15 protein-coding genes and 1 pseudogene are annotated in these 16,556 nt (G+C 75.5%); 10 read left to right on the top strand and 6 right to left on the bottom strand.

Features of this window, described 5'->3' with window-relative positions; translation table 11 throughout:
* Positions 1-80 precede the first annotated feature (80 nt).
* The 7 genes from ssd to BJF77_RS14785 all read left to right on the top strand — a co-directional run bounded on the left by ssd (position 81) and on the right by BJF77_RS14785 (position 5,243).
* Complete coding sequence (gene ssd, locus BJF77_RS14815; protein WP_083665185.1) at positions 81-1,172, top strand: septum site-determining protein Ssd; 1,092 nt, start codon at positions 81-83, stop codon at positions 1,170-1,172.
* The gene (locus BJF77_RS14810; RefSeq protein WP_075872631.1) at positions 1,169-2,362 is read left to right on the top strand and encodes a TadA family conjugal transfer-associated ATPase; all 1,194 of its coding nucleotides are present in this window, start codon (positions 1,169-1,171) and stop codon (positions 2,360-2,362) included. The genes ssd and BJF77_RS14810 overlap by 4 nt, the downstream gene beginning before the upstream one ends.
* Positions 2,359-3,111: a type II secretion system F family protein gene (locus BJF77_RS14805; RefSeq protein ID WP_075872630.1), complete on the top strand. Its 753-nt coding sequence runs from the start codon at positions 2,359-2,361 to the stop codon at positions 3,109-3,111. Before BJF77_RS14810 ends, BJF77_RS14805 begins: the two co-directional genes overlap by 4 nt.
* Positions 3,108-3,674, top strand: coding sequence for a type II secretion system F family protein (locus tag BJF77_RS14800; RefSeq protein WP_075872629.1), 567 nt, complete (start codon positions 3,108-3,110; stop codon positions 3,672-3,674). Before BJF77_RS14805 ends, BJF77_RS14800 begins: the two co-directional genes overlap by 4 nt.
* Positions 3,675-3,800: 126 nt before the next feature.
* Entirely contained in the window at positions 3,801-4,115 is a 315-nt protein-coding gene (locus BJF77_RS19640) for a DUF4244 domain-containing protein (protein ID WP_083665184.1), read from the top strand.
* 293 nt (positions 4,116-4,408) lie between these two features.
* Positions 4,409-4,810, top strand: coding sequence for a TadE family type IV pilus minor pilin (locus BJF77_RS14790; RefSeq protein WP_075872628.1), 402 nt, complete (start codon positions 4,409-4,411; stop codon positions 4,808-4,810).
* On the top strand, positions 4,803-5,243 hold the full coding sequence (locus BJF77_RS14785; RefSeq protein ID WP_075872627.1) for an Rv3654c family TadE-like protein: 441 nt from the start codon (positions 4,803-4,805) through the stop codon (positions 5,241-5,243). Before BJF77_RS14790 ends, BJF77_RS14785 begins: the two co-directional genes overlap by 8 nt.
* Before the next feature lie 4 nt (positions 5,244-5,247).
* On the opposite strand, the gene BJF77_RS14780 is transcribed toward BJF77_RS14785, so the two are convergent.
* From BJF77_RS14780 to BJF77_RS14760, 5 genes and pseudogenes are all read right to left on the bottom strand, one after another.
* Positions 5,248-7,590, bottom strand: coding sequence for a DEAD/DEAH box helicase (locus BJF77_RS14780; RefSeq protein ID WP_047803080.1), 2,343 nt, complete (start codon positions 7,588-7,590; stop codon positions 5,248-5,250).
* A 112-nt stretch (positions 7,591-7,702) separates the two neighbouring features.
* A pseudogene (locus BJF77_RS14775) lies at positions 7,703-9,480 on the bottom strand (alpha-glucosidase).
* A complete protein-coding gene (locus BJF77_RS14770; protein ID WP_075872626.1) occupies positions 9,477-10,262 on the bottom strand; it encodes a carbohydrate ABC transporter permease in 786 nt (261 codons plus the stop codon). Before BJF77_RS14770 ends, BJF77_RS14775 begins: the two are co-directional and overlap by 4 nt.
* A gap of 120 nt (positions 10,263-10,382) precedes the next feature.
* Positions 10,383-11,294, bottom strand: coding sequence for a carbohydrate ABC transporter permease (locus BJF77_RS14765; RefSeq protein ID WP_082157328.1), 912 nt, complete (start codon positions 11,292-11,294; stop codon positions 10,383-10,385).
* On the bottom strand, positions 11,291-12,568 hold the full coding sequence (locus BJF77_RS14760; protein ID WP_047803083.1) for an ABC transporter substrate-binding protein: 1,278 nt from the start codon (positions 12,566-12,568) through the stop codon (positions 11,291-11,293). The genes BJF77_RS14765 and BJF77_RS14760 overlap by 4 nt, the downstream gene beginning before the upstream one ends.
* A gap of 185 nt (positions 12,569-12,753) precedes the next feature.
* Between BJF77_RS14760 and BJF77_RS14755 the strand changes: the two genes are divergently transcribed.
* On the top strand, positions 12,754-13,950 hold the full coding sequence (locus BJF77_RS14755; RefSeq protein ID WP_255396288.1) for an ROK family transcriptional regulator: 1,197 nt from the start codon (positions 12,754-12,756) through the stop codon (positions 13,948-13,950).
* Positions 13,951-14,172: 222 nt separating this feature from the next.
* Positions 14,173-15,063, top strand: coding sequence for an aldose 1-epimerase family protein (locus tag BJF77_RS14750; protein ID WP_075872665.1), 891 nt, complete (start codon positions 14,173-14,175; stop codon positions 15,061-15,063).
* A 127-nt stretch (positions 15,064-15,190) separates the two neighbouring features.
* Here BJF77_RS14750 and BJF77_RS14745 read toward each other — a convergent pair whose 3' ends face one another.
* Positions 15,191-15,823 carry an NAD(P)-dependent oxidoreductase gene (locus tag BJF77_RS14745; RefSeq protein WP_047803086.1) on the bottom strand — a complete coding sequence of 211 codons (633 nt, stop codon included), beginning with the start codon at positions 15,821-15,823 and terminating at the stop codon, positions 15,191-15,193.
* Between BJF77_RS14745 and BJF77_RS14740 the strand changes: the two genes are divergently transcribed.
* Complete coding sequence (locus tag BJF77_RS14740; protein ID WP_083665183.1) at positions 15,822-16,433, top strand: MarR family winged helix-turn-helix transcriptional regulator; 612 nt, start codon at positions 15,822-15,824, stop codon at positions 16,431-16,433. The two genes, BJF77_RS14745 and BJF77_RS14740, sit on opposite strands and share 2 nt — an antisense overlap.
* The last annotated feature ends 123 nt before the right edge of the window (positions 16,434-16,556 follow it).

The raw sequence follows: 16,556 nt of genomic DNA, 5'->3' as shown, positions 1-16,556 counted from the left end.
CGCCGCGCCGTGCCCGGCAGCCCGTCCACACGGCCCGCCCGGCCGGTCCGGGTCCGGCCGCCCGGACCGAGAGTGGGGCCATGAGCACCGCCGCCCACCGCCCCGCCCCGGCCCGGACCCCGGGCGTCCCCGCCGCCCGGGTCCGCACGGTCCGCCTCGTCAGCGACGACCCCGGCCTGCGCGCCACGGTCGGGCGCGTCTGCGCCGCAGCCGGCGCCGAGCTGCTGGCCGAGCCCGCCGGCCCCACCTCCTCCACGCGGGCGCCGCTCGCCGACACCGAGCTGGTGGACGTGCACCACGCGGTGCGGGGCCGGGTCCGGCCGGGCACCGTGCTGGTGGGCCGGCCCGAGGACACCGGGCTGTGGGACCGGGCCGCCGAGCTCGGCGGCTGCACCGTCGCGGTGCTGCCGGACGCCGCCGGCTGGCTCGCCGACCTGCTCTGCGCGAGGAGCACGGGCGGACCCGGCCCCGGCGGGACGGGGCACGTCGTGGGCGTCCTGGGTGCGGTGGGCGGGGCGGGCGCCTCCACGCTGGCGTGCTGGCTCGCGGACCGGGCCGCCCAGGAGGAGCGCACGGCCGTGCTGGTGGACGCGGACCGCGAGGGCTGCGGCATCGACGTCCTGCTGGGCCTCGAGGACCGGGACGGGCTGCGCTGGCCGGACCTGCAGCGCATCGCCGGGACCGTGCACGCGGAGCAGCTGTGGCCGGCCCTCGCCCGTGCCGGCCGGCTGCGGTGGCTCTCCTGGGACCGCTCCCGCCCGGACGGCGCGCCCGCGCCCTACGCGCCCGTGCTGGAGGCCCTGCGCCGGGCCGCGGAGCTCGTCGTCGTGGACCTCGGCCGGGCCGGCCCGGCGGCGGCGGACACGGCCGTCCTGTGCGACGAGGTCCTCGTGCCGGCGCCCCGCACGGTGCGCGGCATGCTGGCCGCCCGGTGGGCCGCGGACCTGCTGGCCGGCGTCCCGGCCCGCCTGGTGCCGGCCGGGCTCAACGTGGCCGACGTGGACGACGCCCTCGCCGCCGCCGCGACCGGCCTGCCGGTCGCGGGGTCCGTGCGCTTCTGCGGCGGGGTGCCCGAGGCCGCCGAGACGGGCCGCCTCCTCGAGGCCGGCCGCTCCCGCCGGCTCGGCCGGGACGTGGCCGGGCTGCTCTCGGCCGTGGGAGCGCTGCGGTGAGCGCCTCCCCGCCCGAGCTGCCGGACGCGCTGCTGGAGGACGTGCGGGACCGGCTGCTGTCCGCCCCGGGCCCCGTCACCGACGCCGACATCGCCGAGGCCGTGCGCGCCGGCGGCCGCGTGCTGGGCGCGGCCGGCACGCTGCACGCGGTCCAGGTGGTGCGGGCCGAGCTCACCGGGCTCGGCCCGCTGGAGCCCTTGCTGCCGCACCGGGGACTCACCGACGTCTACGTCAACGGGCCCGACCAGGTGTGGCTGGAGACCGAGGCCGGGGTGCGGCGGGTCGCGTCCCCGTTCCGCTCGGACGCCGAGGTGCGAGCCCTGGCGGTGCGGCTGGTGACCGCCGCCGGTCGCCGGCTCGACGCCGCCCACCCGTGCGCCGACGTCCAGACCGCCGGCGGGTACCGGGTGCACGCCGTCCTGCCGCCCGTCTCCACCGGAGGGACCCTGCTCTCCGTGCGCTTCCGGACCCACCGGCCCCTGTCCCTGCAGGACCTCGTGGACGTGGGCACCGTCCACCCGGACACGGCCGAGCTGCTCGCCGGGGCGGTGCAGTCCGGGGCGAACTTCCTGGTCAGCGGGGCGACCGGAGCCGGGAAGACCACCGTGCTCAACGCCCTGCTGTCCCGGTCGCCGCAGCACGAGCGGATCGTGCTGATCGAGGACGCCGCCGAGCTGCGCCCCGAGCATCCCCACGTGGTCGGGCTCCAGGCCCGGCACGCCAACGCCGAGGGCGCGGGAGGCATCGACCTGGCCGAGCTCGTCCGCCAGGCGCTGCGGATGCGCCCGGACCGGCTCGTGGTGGGGGAGTGCCGCGGGGCCGAGGTGCGCGAGCTCCTCACCGCGCTCAACACCGGGCACACGGGAGCGGGCACGGTCCACGCGAACTCCGCCGAGGCGCTGCCCGCCCGGCTCGCGGCCCTGGGCGCGCTCGCCGGGATGAGCCGGGAGGCGGTCACGCTGCAGGCCGTGAGCGCCCTGGACCTGGTCATCCACGTCGCCCGTGCGGGCGGGCACCGCGAGGTCCGCGCGGTCTCCCTGCTCGAGGAGCGCGCCGGAGCCCTCGCCACGGTGCCCGCCGCCGTCCAGGCCGACGGGCGGCTGCGCCGCGGACCGGGCTGGGAGGGACTGTGCGCCCTGCTGGACCGGTCCCTCGCCGCGGCACCGGCCACCGCGCGGAGCACCCCGTGAACGCGCTGCTGGTCCTCGCCCTGTGCCTGGCCGGCTGCTCCGCCGCCCTGCTGGGCGGACCGCTCCACCGGGTCCGGGCGGCCGCACGGCGGGACCCCGGCAGGAAGCGGATGACGGCATGGCGGTCCCGTCTCTCCCGGGACGCCGCCGCGGAGTCGGCCGAGTGGGTCGCGCTGCTGCGCCGGCTGGCGGCGCTGCTGCAGGCGGGACGGTCGCCGGCGACGGCCTTCGAGGGCGCCCCCGGTGGAGCCGGCCACCGGTCCCGCACACCCACGGCCCGTCACCTGGAGCAGCTGTGCGCCGCCGTGGCGGCCGCCGCCCACCTGGGCCTGGGCACCGCGGACGCGCTCGCCGCCGTTCCCGCCCCGGCGCTCGGCCACCGGCCCCTGGAGCGGTGGGCGGCCTCGGCCACGGCCGAGCTGACGCTGTGCTGGGAGGTCTCCGAGCGCACCGGTGCACCGCTGGCCGAGCTACTCGGCGGGCTCGCCGACGCCCTCGAGGCCGAGCTGGACGCCGAGGCGGCCCGGAGCACCGCACTGGCGGGCCCCCGGTCGACCGTCCGGATCCTGTCCTGGCTGCCGGTGCTCGGGATCGCCCTGGGCATGCTGATGGGCATCGACCCGCTGCGCACCCTGTTCACCACGCCGTGGGGCGCGGCCGCGCTCGTCGCCGGCGCGGTCCTCACCGTCCTCGGCCGGGCGTGGACGCGAGCGCTGATCGGCCGGGCCGAGGCCGTGGGTGCGCGATGACGGCCCTGATCGCCGCCGCCGTGGGCCTGCTCCTGCTCGCGGCCGCGATCGTGGTGCTCCTGCCGTACCGGGCGCGCCTGACGGCGTGCTCGGGCCCGGCCACGGTGGGCCGCCGGGCTCCCGCGGCGCACGTCTCCGCCGGGGTCCTCGTGGAGCTGACCGCGGCCATGCTGGACGCCGGGCTGCCGCTCGGAGAGGCCGTGGCCGTGCTGGGCGGGAGCCGGGGACACGCGCCCGGCAGTGCCCTGGCCGGGGTGGGCGCCGGGCTGCGGCTGGGGCTGCCGTGGGCCACCGCCTGGGCCGCGGCCGGCGAGCTGCCGGCGCACCTGGAGGACTACCGCGAGGCCCTCGCGTTCACGGCGACCTCCGGGGCACCCTCGGCGCGGAGCCTGCGGTCCCAGGCCTCCCAGGTGCGCCGGGCCGCCTACCGGCGGGCCGAGCGCGCCGCGGAGGTGCTGTCCGTGCAGCTCGTGCTGCCGCTGGGGCTGTGCTCCCTGCCGGCCTTCGTCTGCTGGGGCGTGCTGCCGGTGGTGATGGGCCTCGTCCCGGAGGTGTTCCGATGACCCGCCGCGCCCGGAGCCGCGCGCCCCCGTCCGCGGGAGCCCGCTCCGCCCGCCGCACCGTCCACCGATCGAGGCGGATCAGGCCGCCTCCCTCCATCTGCTCCACTCATCCCGAAAGGACCCGTCATGTCCCAGCAGCAGCTCTCCCGGCCCCGGTTCTCCTCCCGCGAGGCGTTCCGGCGCCGCAGCTCCGTGGCACCCGATCTCGCGCGGGGCACCGGCCTCACACCGGCCGCCGGCGGAGCCGCCCGCCGTGGCGCCTCCGCCCCGCCCCGTCCGCTCCGGCGGGCGGAGGAGGCGGACCTCGGGGCGACCACGGTCGAGTACGCCATGGTGGTGCTCGCCGCCGCGGCCTTCGGCGGCGTCATGGCCGCGGTGCTCTCCTCCGGCCAGGTGCGCGAGCTCCTGACCGCGATCATCGAGAAGGCCCTCGGGGTCTGAGAACCGTGCCGCGTGGGATCCGCGGCGCCGGTCCCGGCGCCGCGGATCCCACGGTCCTCCCGTCCCGCGGTCCTCCCTCTCCCACGGTCCTTGGCTCCCCGTGATCCTCGGCGCCCCGCGGGGTGGGTGACCGTTCCCCGCGCCCGGAGCCGGCCGTCCTCTGCGCCCGGCCGTTCGCAGCCGTCCCGTCCACTCACCCACCGGCTCACCGGTTCCTCACAGCCTCAGCACCGGCTCATCACCGCCGCCCTCCGCCTGCCCACCGTTCGCTCACCGTCCCCGAGGAGACCGCCATGACCGCCGAACGCCCCCGTCCGTCGCCGCACACCGCGGGTCCCGACCGCGGGGCCGTCACCGCCGAGACGGCGGTCCTGCTGCCCGCGCTCGTGCTGCTCCTGGCCGTGCTGCTCGCCGCGGCCGCGGCCGGGATGACGCTGATCCGCTACGAGGAGGCCGCGCGGGCCTCGGCCCGGGCCGCAGCCCGCGGCGAGAGCTCCGCGACCGTCCGCTCGACCGCGCTGTCCGTGGCGGGCCGGGATGCCGCGGTGCACGTCGAGGCCGGCACCGGGACCTCCACGGTGGTCGTGGCCGGCCCCGCCCCCGGGCTCCTGGGCACCTGGGGCGGCTGGGAGCTGCGCGCCGAGGCCTCCGCCGAGACCGAGGGCGCCCGCACGGCCGGGGACCACGGTGGCTGACCCGGCAGCCCGCCCGGAGGTCCGCCCGGTACCGGCCGGCGGCGCACCGGCCGCCGACCGTGACCGTGACCGTGACGATGACCGTGGCAGCGGCACCGTGCACGCCCTGACGCTCTCCCTCGTGCTCGGCGTGCTCCTGGTCACGGTGCTGCTGCTGGCGCAGGCGGGCATCGCGACCCACCGGGCGGGCAAGGCCGCGGACCTCGCCGCGCTCGCCGCCGCGGACGTCGCCCGCGGTCTCGCGGCCGGTGAGCCGTGCGGCACCGCCGCCCGCGTCGCGCAGGCCAACGGCGCTCAGCTGGAGCTGTGCGAGCTGGTGGAGCCGGACCGGGTCGTCGTCGACGTGGGAACCGCGGTCGCGCTCGAGGGGCCGCTGGCCCGGTTCGGCGCGGCCCGCGGGGTCTCCCGGGCCGGTCCGCCCGGAGACCCGTGAGCGCTCAGGCGCCCGGGGCGTTGCGCAGCAGGGCGTCGATCAGTTTCACCGCGCCGTGCTTGTCCAGCGGGTTGTTGCGGTTGCCGCACTTGGGCGACTGCACGCAGGACGGGCAGCCGTGCTCGCACTCGCAGGAGGAGATCGCCTCACGGGTCGCGCGCAGCCACGCGACCGCGGTGTCGTAGCCGCGCTCCGCGAAGCCCGCGCCGCCGGGGTGCCCGTCGTAGACGAAGACCGTGGGCAGCTCGGTGTCGGCGTGCAGGGCGGTGGAGAGCCCGCCCACGTCCCACCGGTCGCACGACGCCACGAGCGGGAGCAGGCCGATGGCGGCGTGCTCGGCCGCGTGCAGGGAGCCGGGGACGTCCGGCTCCTCGATCCCGGCGCCGTTCAGCACCGGCCCGGGCACGGTGAACCACACGGACTTGGTGAACAGGTCCCGGGCGTCGAGCTCGAGAGGCTCCTCGCCGAGCACCTCGTTGGAGGTCACGGCCTTGCGCTGGAAGGAGACCACCTTCGTGGTGACCTGCACCTGGCCGAAGTGGACGGTCACCGGCCCCCACGTCTCCGAGCGCTCCTCCGCCACCACGGTGACCTGGGTGACGTCCCGGGCGGTCGTGTAGAAGTCCGGGTGCGCCCGGGTCACGGCCGCGTAGGAGTCCGCCTCGTTGAGCTCGTCGACGAGGTAGGTCCGCCCCTGGTGCACGTACACGGCCCCGGGGTGGGCCTGGTAATGGGACTGCGGGGCGTCCATGGTGCCCAGCACCGCGCCCGTGTCGGTCTCGATGATCCGGATCGGCCCGCCCCCGTCCGAGCGCAGGGAGACCATCCCGGCCGCGGACTGCGGGTGCGTCCAGAACCACCCGCTCGGCCGGCGGCGCAGGTGCCCGTTGGCCACCAGGGAGGAGAGCACCTCCGCCGCCGTGGGGCCGAACGCGCCGACCTCCTCGGCCCGCAGCGGCTGCTCGGCCGCCGCCGCGCACAGGTGCGGGGCCAGCACGTAGGGGTTCGAGGGGTCGAAGACGGTGGCCTCGACGTCCACGTCGAAGACGGCCTCCGGGTGGTTCACCAGATAGGTGTCGAGGGGGTCGTCGCCGGCCACGAACGCCGCCAGCGCCTCCTGCCCGGCCCGGCCCGCCCGGCCGATCTGCTGGAAGAAGGAGGCCCGGGTGCCGGGCCAGCCCGCCACCACCACGGCGTCCAGGCCCGCCACGTCGATGCCGAGCTCCAGGGCGGAGGTGCTGGCCACGCCGAGCAGCCGCCCGTCCCGCAGGGCCGCCTCCAGGGCACGGCGCTCCTCGGGCAGGAAACCGGAGCGGTAGGCCGCCACCCGGTGGGCCAGCGAGGGGTCGACCTCCTCGAGCTGGCGGTGCGCGATCTGGGCGATCGTCTCCGCGCCGCGCCGGGACTTGATGAAGGCGATCGTCCGGACCCGGTGCAGCACCAGGTCCGTGAGCATGTCGGCGGCCTCGGCCAGCGCGGTCCGGCGCACCGGGGCGTCGTTCTCGCCCACGCCGTCCGTCTGCTCGGGCTCCCAGAGCACCACGGTGACCGGCCCGTGCGGGGAGAAGTCCGTGGTCACCGGCGTCACCTCGGCCTCGGGCACGCCCACGAGCCGGGCGAAGGAGGCGTGCGGTTCGAACGAGGTGGCCGAGGCCCCGATGAAGACGGGGTCGGCGCCGTAGGCCCGGCAGATCCGGCGCAGCCGCCTCATGAGGTTGGCCACGTGCGAGCCGAAGACCCCGCGGTAGGAGTGCGCCTCGTCCACGACGACGTACCGGAGCCGGCGGAAGAACCGGGACCAGCGCGCGTGGTTGGGCAGCACCCCGTAGTGCAACATGTCGGGATTGCACAGCACCACGTCCGCGTGGTCCCGGACCCAGCGGCGCTCGGCCGGGTCGGTGTCGCCGTCGTAGGTGGCGGCGCGCAGGGTCGGCAGGCCCAGCGCCTCCAGCCCCTTGAGCTGGTCGGCCGCCAGGGCCTTGGTGGGCGAGAGGTACAGGGCCGTGGCCTCGTCCGGGTGGCGCACCATGCCGGGATGCGCGAGCGCGGCCAGCCGTCCCCGGTGCACGGCGTCGGCCACGGGCAGCTGGTAGGCCAGGGACTTGCCCGAGGCCGTGCCGGTGGCCACCACCACGTGCCGGGGGGCCAGCACGGCCTGGACCTGGTGCAGGTACGGCCGGTGCACGCCCAGCCGCTCGTAGGCCGCGACCACGTCCGGGTGCAGGTGCTCGGGCCACGGGGCCGTCACCGCGTCCCGGTCCGGCAGCTCCCGGACGTGACGCACCTGCTCCGGCGCGTCGCCGCGGCCGAGCAGAGGGATCAGGGAGGCGTGGTCGGAGGACGGCACCGGTTCATTGTGCCACCGCGGTCCCGGCGGCCCCACCCGTGTAGGGGCCGCCGGGGCCGCGGGACGCGCCGGCCGCGGACAGGACGGGCGACCCGGCTCCGGACCCGTTCCGTCAGTCCTGTCCGGCCGCGCCGTGGACCCGCCGGTGCACGCGCGCCTCCCAGGGGGCCAGGACGGTGACGTCCGCCGGAGCGGCGCTGCCGCCCCGGTTGCCGAGCAGCACCTCGGTGCCGGCCCATGCGGCGGCGTCCGGGAGGTCGGCGCGCAGCTCCTCGCCCGAGACGTTGGCCAGCACGAGCAGCTCGACGTCGCCCAGCCGCCGGGTGAAGGCGTAGACCTGCTCGTGCTCCGGGACCAGCATCGTGAAGTCGCCCAGGGCCACCGCCGGCTCGGTGCGGCGCAGCTCGATGAGCCGGCGGTAGTGGTGGAACACGGAGCCCGGATCCGCCCGGGCGGCGTCGGCGTTGACCACGTCGTGGTTCGGGTTGACCGGGATCCACGGGGTGCCGGTGGTGAACCCGGCGTGCTCCCCGGCGCTCCACTGCACCGGGGTGCGGGCGTTGTCCCGGCCCGTCCAGCGCAGGCCCTCCAGCACGGCGGCGGGGTCCGCCCCGGCGGCCACGGCGTGCCGGTAGTGGTTGACCGACTCGATGTCCCGGAAGTCCTCGATCGAGCCGAAGTCGGCGTTGGTCATGCCCAGCTCCTCGCCCTGGTAGACGTAGGGCGTGCCGCGGTGCAGGTGCAGCAGCGTGGCCAGGCACGTGGCGGAGGCCACCCGGTGCTCCGGGGAGTCGTCGCCGAAGCGGGAGACCACCCGGGGCTGGTCGTGGTTGTTCCAGTACAGGGAGTTCCAGCCCACCTCCTCCAGGCCCTCCTGCCACCGGCCCAGGGAGGCCTTCAGATCGGTCAGGCGCAGCGGCTTCGGGTCGAACTTGCCGCCGGGGCCGTGGTCGAGGTTGACGTGCTCGAACTGGAAGACCATGTCCACCTCGGCCCGGGCCGGGTCGGTGAACAGCACCGCCTCCTCCACCGTGACGCCGGGCATCTCGCCCACGGTCAGCAGCTGGGCGTCCCGGCCGGCGAAGACCTCCCGGTGCATCTCCTGGAGGAACTCGTGGATGCGCGGCCCGTTGGTGTAGGACGCCGAGCCGTCGCCGTAGGGCGTCCCCCCGACGGGCGGCCCGTCGTGCAGGTGCCCGTCGGCGGCGACGTCCTTGCTGATCATGTTGATCACGTCCATCCGGAAACCGTCCACCCCGCGGTCCAGCCACCAGCGCATCATGGCGTGCACGGCCCGGCGCACCTCGGGGTTCTCCCAGTTGAGGTCCGGCTGCTTGGCCGAGAACAGGTGCAGGTAGTACTCGCCGGAGGCTCGTCGAGCTCCCAGGCGGGCCCGGAGAAGATGCTCTGCCAGTTGGTCGGCTCCGCCCCGGGCGCCCCCGCCTCCATGCCGCGGCGGGGCGTGCGCCACCAGTACCAGTCCCGCTTGGGGGAGTCGGGGGAGGAGCGGGACTCCACGAACCAGGGGTGCTCGTCGGAGGTGTGGTTGACCACGAGGTCCATCACGAGCTTCATGCCGCGGGCGTGCACGGCCTCGAGCAGCTCGTCGAACTCCTCGAGCGTGCCGAAGGACGGGTCGACGTCCTGGTAGTCGCTGATGTCGTAGCCGTTGTCGTCCTGCGGGGAGCGGTAGATCGGCGACAGCCAGATCACGCCCACCCCCAGCGCCTCGAGGTGGTCCAGGTGGGCGAGGATCCCGCCCAGGTCGCCGATCCCGTCGCCGTTCGAGTCGGCGAACGAGCGGGGGTAGATCTGGTACACCACGGTGTCGGTCCACCACGCGGGGGCCGGGGCAGTGGCGAGGTCGTGCTGCTGGGGGCTGGTGGTCATTTGACGGCTCCTCGGGTCACGCCGGAGATGACCCACCGCTGGGCGAGGACGTACACCACGAGCAGTGGTGCCATCGCCATGAGGTAGGACGCGAACGCGACGGTGTAGTTGGTCTGGAACTGGGACTGGAAAACGTACTGCACGAGCGGCAGGGTCGCCTGCCCGGGGTCGGAGACGATGATGAGCGGGAGCAGGAAGTCGTTCCACGCCCACAGGCAGGTCAGGATCCCGACGGTGGCGTTCATGGGCGTGAGCAGGGGGAAGATCACCCGCCAGAAGACGCCCCACGTGCCGGCGCCGTCCATCCGGGCCGCCTCCTCGAGCTCGAGGGGGATGGAGCGGATGTAGGCGGTGAAGATGAAGATGTTGAAGGACAGGCCGTAGACGACGTACAGCAGGACCAGCCCGGCCGGGTTGTCCAGGCCCAGCTGCGCGGTCTGCTTGGCCACGGGGAGCATCAGGATGGGGAAGGGCACGAAGAGCGCGGAGACGAAGTAGAAGAACAGGCCCTTGAAGAGGCGCCGGTGCATGTTCCGGGCGATCGCGTAGGCCACCATCGAGTTCGTCAGCAGGGTCAGGGCCACGGCCGACACCGTGATGACCGCGCTGTTGAGCGCTGCCCGGGGGAAGTCCGTCAGCGTCCAGGCGTCGGCGAAGTTGGCCCACCGGACCTCGGTCGGGAGCGCGAAGCCTCTGCCGCCCAGCTGGTCGGGGGTCTTCAGGGCGGTGACCACCGTGAAGTACAGCGGCACGAGGACGGTCAGGGCCAGCACGACCAGCAGTGCGGTGAGCCACCAGTTGACCCGGGCGCCGGTGCGCCGTCGTCGGGCGGGGCGCGGGGCGGCGGCCCGAGGGTGGGGCGGCGGTGCCGCTGGGCGGGGCGGCGACGTGGGTGGAGGACATCAGGCGGACACCTCTTCGCGGCGGAGGACTCGGAGCTGGACGACGGCGAAGACCACCAGCACCACCATGAACACCACGGCGTTGGCGATCTGGTAGCCGTACTCCCCGCCCTGGAAGCCGCCCTTGTAGATGAGCACGGAGACGGACTCCGTGGCGGTGCCCGGTCCGCCGCCGGTCATGGCGATGATGTGGTCGAAGACCTGGAGGAAGTTCTTCAGCGACAGCACCATGTTCAGCGTGAAGAACGCCGCGATCATGGGGAACGTGATGGACCAGAACCGCCTCCACGGACCCGCGCCGTCGATGGCGGCGGCCTCGTAGAGCTCGGCCGGCACGGTCTGGAGGCCGGCGAGGTAGATGATGATGTTGAACGCGACCGCCTGCCACACGGCCAGGACGACGATCCCGACCCACGCGAGCTCGGGGTCGGCCAGCAGGGACGTCGAGAGACGGTCGATGCCCAGGGCGGCGCCGATGCTCGGCAGCGAGTTGGTGAACAGGTAGTTGAACACGTAGCCGATGACCAGCACCGCGAGCACGTTCGGCACGAAGTAGACCCCGCGCAGGGTGTTCTTGAACCTGATCCTCCCGTTGAGGCCCACGGCCAGGGCCAGGGCGAGGACGTTGACCAGGACCGTGGCCACGAGGGCGAACCGGAAGGTGAACCAGTAGGCGGCGCGCACCCTCTCGTCGCCGAACAGCGCGGCGTAGTTGGACAGCCCGACGAAGTCCCAGTCGCCGTAGCCGGGGGAGTCGGTGAAGCTGTAGAAGACCCCCTGCAGCACCGGGGCGGTGTGGAAGAGCAGGAAGAGCGCCAGTGCGGGGAGCACCATCCAGTAGTAGGCACGCCCGGGACCCGTGCGGCGGTTCCGGGGCCGGCGGGCGGTGGTCGGGCGGGTCGTGGCGCTCATCGGGACTCCACCGCTCCCAGGCCCCAGCTGCGCCGGGTGGCGACCTCGTCCCAGCTCTCGTCGAGGGACGCCAGGAACGCCTCTCGGTCCCCGTCGATGAGGTACTGCTGCAGCAGCGGACCCAGGGGGACGGCGGGGATGAACTGGTGGTCGAAGAATCCCACGATGCGCTCCTGGTCGATGTAGGGCTGGATCCCGGTCAGGGCGGGGTCGTCGTTGGACAGGCCCTCGAGGGTCGGCACGGCCGTCTGCTCCTCGGCGTAGTCCTGGACGACCTCGGGCTGCATGAGGAACTCGACGAAGCGCCGGACCTCCTCGGGGTGCTCGGTGTCCGCGCCGGCGGTGATCACCACGTCCACGCCGGAGACCAGGACGGTCTGCGCCGGGTCGTTCGTGGCGGGCAGGGCGAAGCTGCCGATGGTGAAGCCGGGCTCGAACGAGCGGATCTGGGGCACCGCGTAGTTGCCCAGCAGCAGCATCGCCGACTCGCCCCGGGCGAAGGCGGCGGTGCCGTCCTCGTAGCCGGTGGCCACCGGGTCCGGCTGGGTGTGCTCGAACAGCTCCGCGAGCTTCCCGGCGGCCTCCGGCCACTCCTCCTGGAAGGTCGTCTCGCCGGCGAAGCGCTGCTCCCAGAAGTCCTCGGGGGTGGTCTGTGGGACGATCGGTGCCAGCGGCGCCTGGCCGGTCCACGCGTCGGCGAGCGTCCCGTAGAAGGGGGTGACGCCGCGGTCCTCGAAAGTCCGCGCCGCGGCGATCAGCTCGTCCCACGTCTGCGGCACGGCGACGCCGTGCTCGGCGAAGAGCTCCTCGTTGTAGAGCACGCCGGCGGCGTTGGCCGCGAAGGGGACGCCGTTCACCGCCCCTTCGGAGCCCGCACCGAGCTCCTGGACGATCTCGGCGTAGGCCGGGTTGACGTCCTCCAGCGCCGCGGAGCCCGCGAAGTCGGCGAACACGCCCGCCGAGGCCAGCTCGCCGAAGGTCCCGTTGGCGTTGAGGGTCAGCACGTCCGGCACGTCCTCCTTCACCAGACGGGTACGCAGGGCGGTCTCCGGGTCGGGGACGTTGTCCACGACCACGCGCACGTCCGGGTTCTGCGCCTCGAACTGCCGGGCGAGCTCCTCGAAATAGGCCACGGCCTCGCCCTTGAACTGGAAGAACGTGATGGTGGTGGGCTGCTGCGCCTCGCCCGCGGAGCAGCCCGTCAGCAGCAGTGCGCACGCGGCGAGGCCCGTCCGGCGGAGCAGCGACCGGCGGGCGGTCGCGGAGGCCGTCACCTCGGGCCCGCTGACGGCGGGGCGGCGGGCCGGGAGGACGGGCGGGACCTGGTGCGCATGCGGATCTCCTGCGGTGGCGACCCGCGGTGGTCGCCGACCGGGTCTTCCGGGAATATATTTATGACTTAGATTTATTGCTTGGACTATTATGCGGATCACATCCGACGAGCGTCAAGGGGGATCGAGTGAGCCGTGCCGGAACATCTCCGCAGCTGCTGCGGCGGACCAACATGGGCGCGGTCCTGCAGGTCCTGCGCGACGCCGGCGTGGTCACCGTCACCGAGCTGATGGCCGCCACCGGCCTGGTTCGCACCACGGTGATCGCCGTGTGCGACGACCTGCTGGACCGAGGCTGGATCCAGGAGGTCGAGGGGACCTCCGGGGCGCAGGTGGGCCGGCCCGCGCGGCGGTTCCGGTTCGACGACCGGGCGGGCTTCGTCGTCGGCGTGGACGTCGGCGAGGCCAGGACCACCGCCGTGGTGGCCGACCTCCGGGGCCGCGTCCTGGGCCGGGCGACCCGCGTCTTCGCCGACCCGGCCCCGGCGCGGCGCCTGGGCACCGTGGACGCCGCCGTCGACGGCGCGCTCGCGGACGCCGCCGTGGCCCCGGACGCGGTCCTGGCCGCCGCCGTGGGGATCGCCGCGCCGGTGGACCGCCGCGGCAGGATCTCCCACGGCCAGCCGTTCTGGGCGGCCTTCGACCTCGGCTTCGAGCGCCGGCTGCAGGAGCGCCGCGGCTGGCCCACCCTGCTGGCCAACGACGCCAACCTCGCCGCGATGGCCGAGCGCTGGTGCGGTGCCGCCGCCGGGGTGGACGACCTCGTGGTCATGCTGGCCGGGGAGCGGATCGGCACCGGGGTGATGGAGGCCGGCCGCCTGCTGCACGGCCGCTCCGGCGCGGCGGGCGAGCTCGGCGGCCTGGCCCTGGTGCAGGGCGTCGGCAGCCCGGACGGCATCGCGGCGCTGTGCCGGGCCTGGGGCGCCGAGGCGCTGCTGCCGGGCGCGCCGGCCACCGCGCTGCGGAACCTGGCCGGGCCCGCCGGAACGGTGGAGGCCCGCGACGTCTTCCGCGCGGCGGCCGCCGGGGACGACGTGGCCCGGCGGATCCTCGACCGGCTGGCCGAGCGCCTCGCACGGGTCATCGGCCTGCTGGGCACGCTCCTCGACCCCGAGCTGGTGGTCATCGCCGGGGCCGTGGCCGAGTCCTCCGCCGTCCTGCTGGAGGGCATCGACCAACAGCTGCCGCGGTTCACCGCCACGCCCCCGCGGGTCGCCGTCTCCGTGCTCGGGGACGCGGTCGTCTCGGTGGGGGCGGTGCGCCTGGCCCTGGACCACGTGGAGCGCCACGCCCTGGACCTGGAGCTGGGGGCGGCGGCCGGCTGAGGCCCTCCGGGCGCAGCGCGCCGCGGCCGCCGCGGAGGACCTGCGCGCCCGTGGCGTGTGCGCTGCGCCACCGGCGGCACCGCGCTGATACCGTCGATCCGGTACGCCCTTCCGCCGCCCCCGGCGCAGGAGCGGCTCCCCGCCCCCGGCCCGGACCGCCGTCCCGGTCGCCCCACCGTCCTCGCGGCCGCCGCGAGCGGCCCCACCCTCCAGGAGGACCCCGTGACGTCGTTCCCGCTCGCCGCCGGCGGCTACACCGCACTCGTCGACACCCTCGGGGCCGCGCTGTGCGCGCTCGAGCACGACGGCAGGGCCCTGGTGGTGGCCCGGGAGCCGGGCACCACGACCGAGGACTTCCGGGGCGTCGTGTGCGCCCCGTGGCCGAACCGCCTGGCCGACGGCCGGTACCGCTTCGGCGACCGCCGGCTCGAGGTCCCCGTCACGGAGCCCGAGCGCAGGACGGCCCTGCACGGGCTGGTCTTCGACCGCGAGTGGGAGGTGGTCTCCAGCAGCTCGACGGACGTGGTGCTCGCCCTCCGACTGGGCGCGGACCCCGGGTACCCCTTCGCCGTGCGGGTGGAGGTGCGCTACACGCTCGGTGAGGACGGCCTGCGGGTGGGGATCCGGGCCCGGAACGAGGGGGAGGCCGACGCGCCCTTCGGGTGCTGCTCGCACCCCTACGTCGTGGCCGGTGCCGGGGACGTGGACGACTGGGTCCTCGAGCTCGACGCGTCGAGCATGCTGCAGGTCTCCCCCGACCGGCTGCTGCCGACCGGTCTGGAGGACACGGCGGGAGGCGCCTTCGACTTCCGGGCGGGGCGTCCGCTGCGGGGCGCCTTCGTCGACAACGCGTTCACCGGCGTGGTCCCGCACGACGGGCGGTGCACGGTCCGCCTCACCGCCCCGGACGGACACGGCGCGCTGCTCGGCTGGGACCCCCGCGCCGCCTGGGTGCAGATCCACACCGGCGACCACCTCGTGGGGGCGCCGCGCAGCGGGCTGGCGGTCGAGCCGATGGACTGCCCGCCCGACGCCTTCAACTCGGGCCAGGACCTCGTGGTGCTCGCCCCGGGGACCGAGCACACGCTGGACTGGGAGCTCCGCGCGTTCTGAGTCCGCCGCGCCGGCTGAGCCGGGTCTGCGGACCGGCTGACTGCCCGGGCGGGGCCGAGCCGGATCCCCGGCCGTGCCGGGCCGGGGCATCCGCTCGTGCCTGATCAGGACGTCCTGCCGTGCCGGGTCAGGAGCCCCGGCCGGCCGTGGCCGCGAACGGGGCCTGCCGGATGTAGAGGCCCTGGTCGAGGACGTCGGCGAGGAAGACCGCCAGATCGGCCCGGCGCATGCCCGTGGAACGCGTGGACACGTGCGCATCGTGCTCCACCCGGCCGGTGGGGGCCCCCTCCAGCAGCCGCGGCGGTCGCACCAGCGTCCACTCCGCACCGGAGTCCTGCCACGCGGCCAGCTCCGCGGCCTTGTCGGCCACCATCGACGGGGCGAACCAGCCCATGGCGGCCGAGATCACCCGGTCCCGGACGCTTTTGCGGTCACCGGCCGCGGTGACACCGGCGCCGCTGACCCCGACGTAGCGGCTCACTCCGGCCGCGCGCAGGGCGGGCACCAGCTGCGCCACGGTCTGCCGGTGCAGGTCCGCGTCCTTCCCGCTGGGCCCCAGCGCCGAGACCACGGCGTCGACTCCGGCGAGGGCGGCGCGCAGCGCCTCGCCGTCCCTGCTGTCCCCGGCGACCACCCGCGTGTCCTCCGGGGCCCGGGACGGCTCGCGGACCAGCGCGGTCACACGGTGACCACGCCGCAGGAGCTCCTGCACCAGCAGCCGCCCGGTCCGTCCGGACGCCCCGAGCACGGTGACGTTCATGCTGCCCTCCTCCGTGGCCGTGGTGGCCGTGCGCCGGATCCGTGGGCCCGTGCGCGACGTCCTCCTGGTGCCGGGGCACCGCGTCGGCCGGGCATCAGAACGGCTCAACTCTCATGTGTATAGTACACATATGAGCGCCGATCTGTCCGTCCTCGACGACGCCCTGATCCGTCTGCGCCGGCTGTGGAGCGCCTCGCGCACCCGCGTCGTCGAGGACGGCGCCACCCCGGTGGAGATGTCCAGCCTGCTGGTGGTGGAGGCCTGCGCCCGGGGGGCGGCCGAGGGCCGTGAGGTGACCGTCGGCGACGTGGCCCGGCTCGCCGACGTCACGGCCTCGACCGCCAGCCGGCTCGTGGACCGCGCCGAGGCGGCCGGTCTGCTGCGCCGCGCCCCGTCCGCGGTCAGCGCCCGGCGCACCGCCCTGGAGCTGACCACCGCCGGGTCCGCCCTGCGCGAGCGCGCCGTGGCCGCGCGCCTCTCCTGGCTGGCCGGTCAGCTGGAGGACTGGGACCCGGCGGACGTGGCGCTGCTGGGCGGGCTGCTGTCCCGTTTCGCCGAAGGGCTGGACCCCGTCGCCGGGGCCGGCGTCCCGTCCGCCCCGGGAGCGTGAACCGCAGCGCGGACGCCGGCGCCGCGGCGAGGTCGGCACACCGGGAGCCGCGTCCTGACGGTCCGGGCCGGGCGCGGGCGTCCCGGCCGACGACGGGGGAGCGGAGCCGGTGACGGCGGGGCG

It is taken from the genome of Kocuria sp. CNJ-770, assembly GCF_001942375.1.
Lineage (GTDB): Bacteria > Actinomycetota > Actinomycetes > Actinomycetales > Micrococcaceae > Kocuria > Kocuria oceani.
Note: the sequence above shows the minus strand (reverse complement) of the source record. Positions and strands in the feature narration are given on the sequence as shown.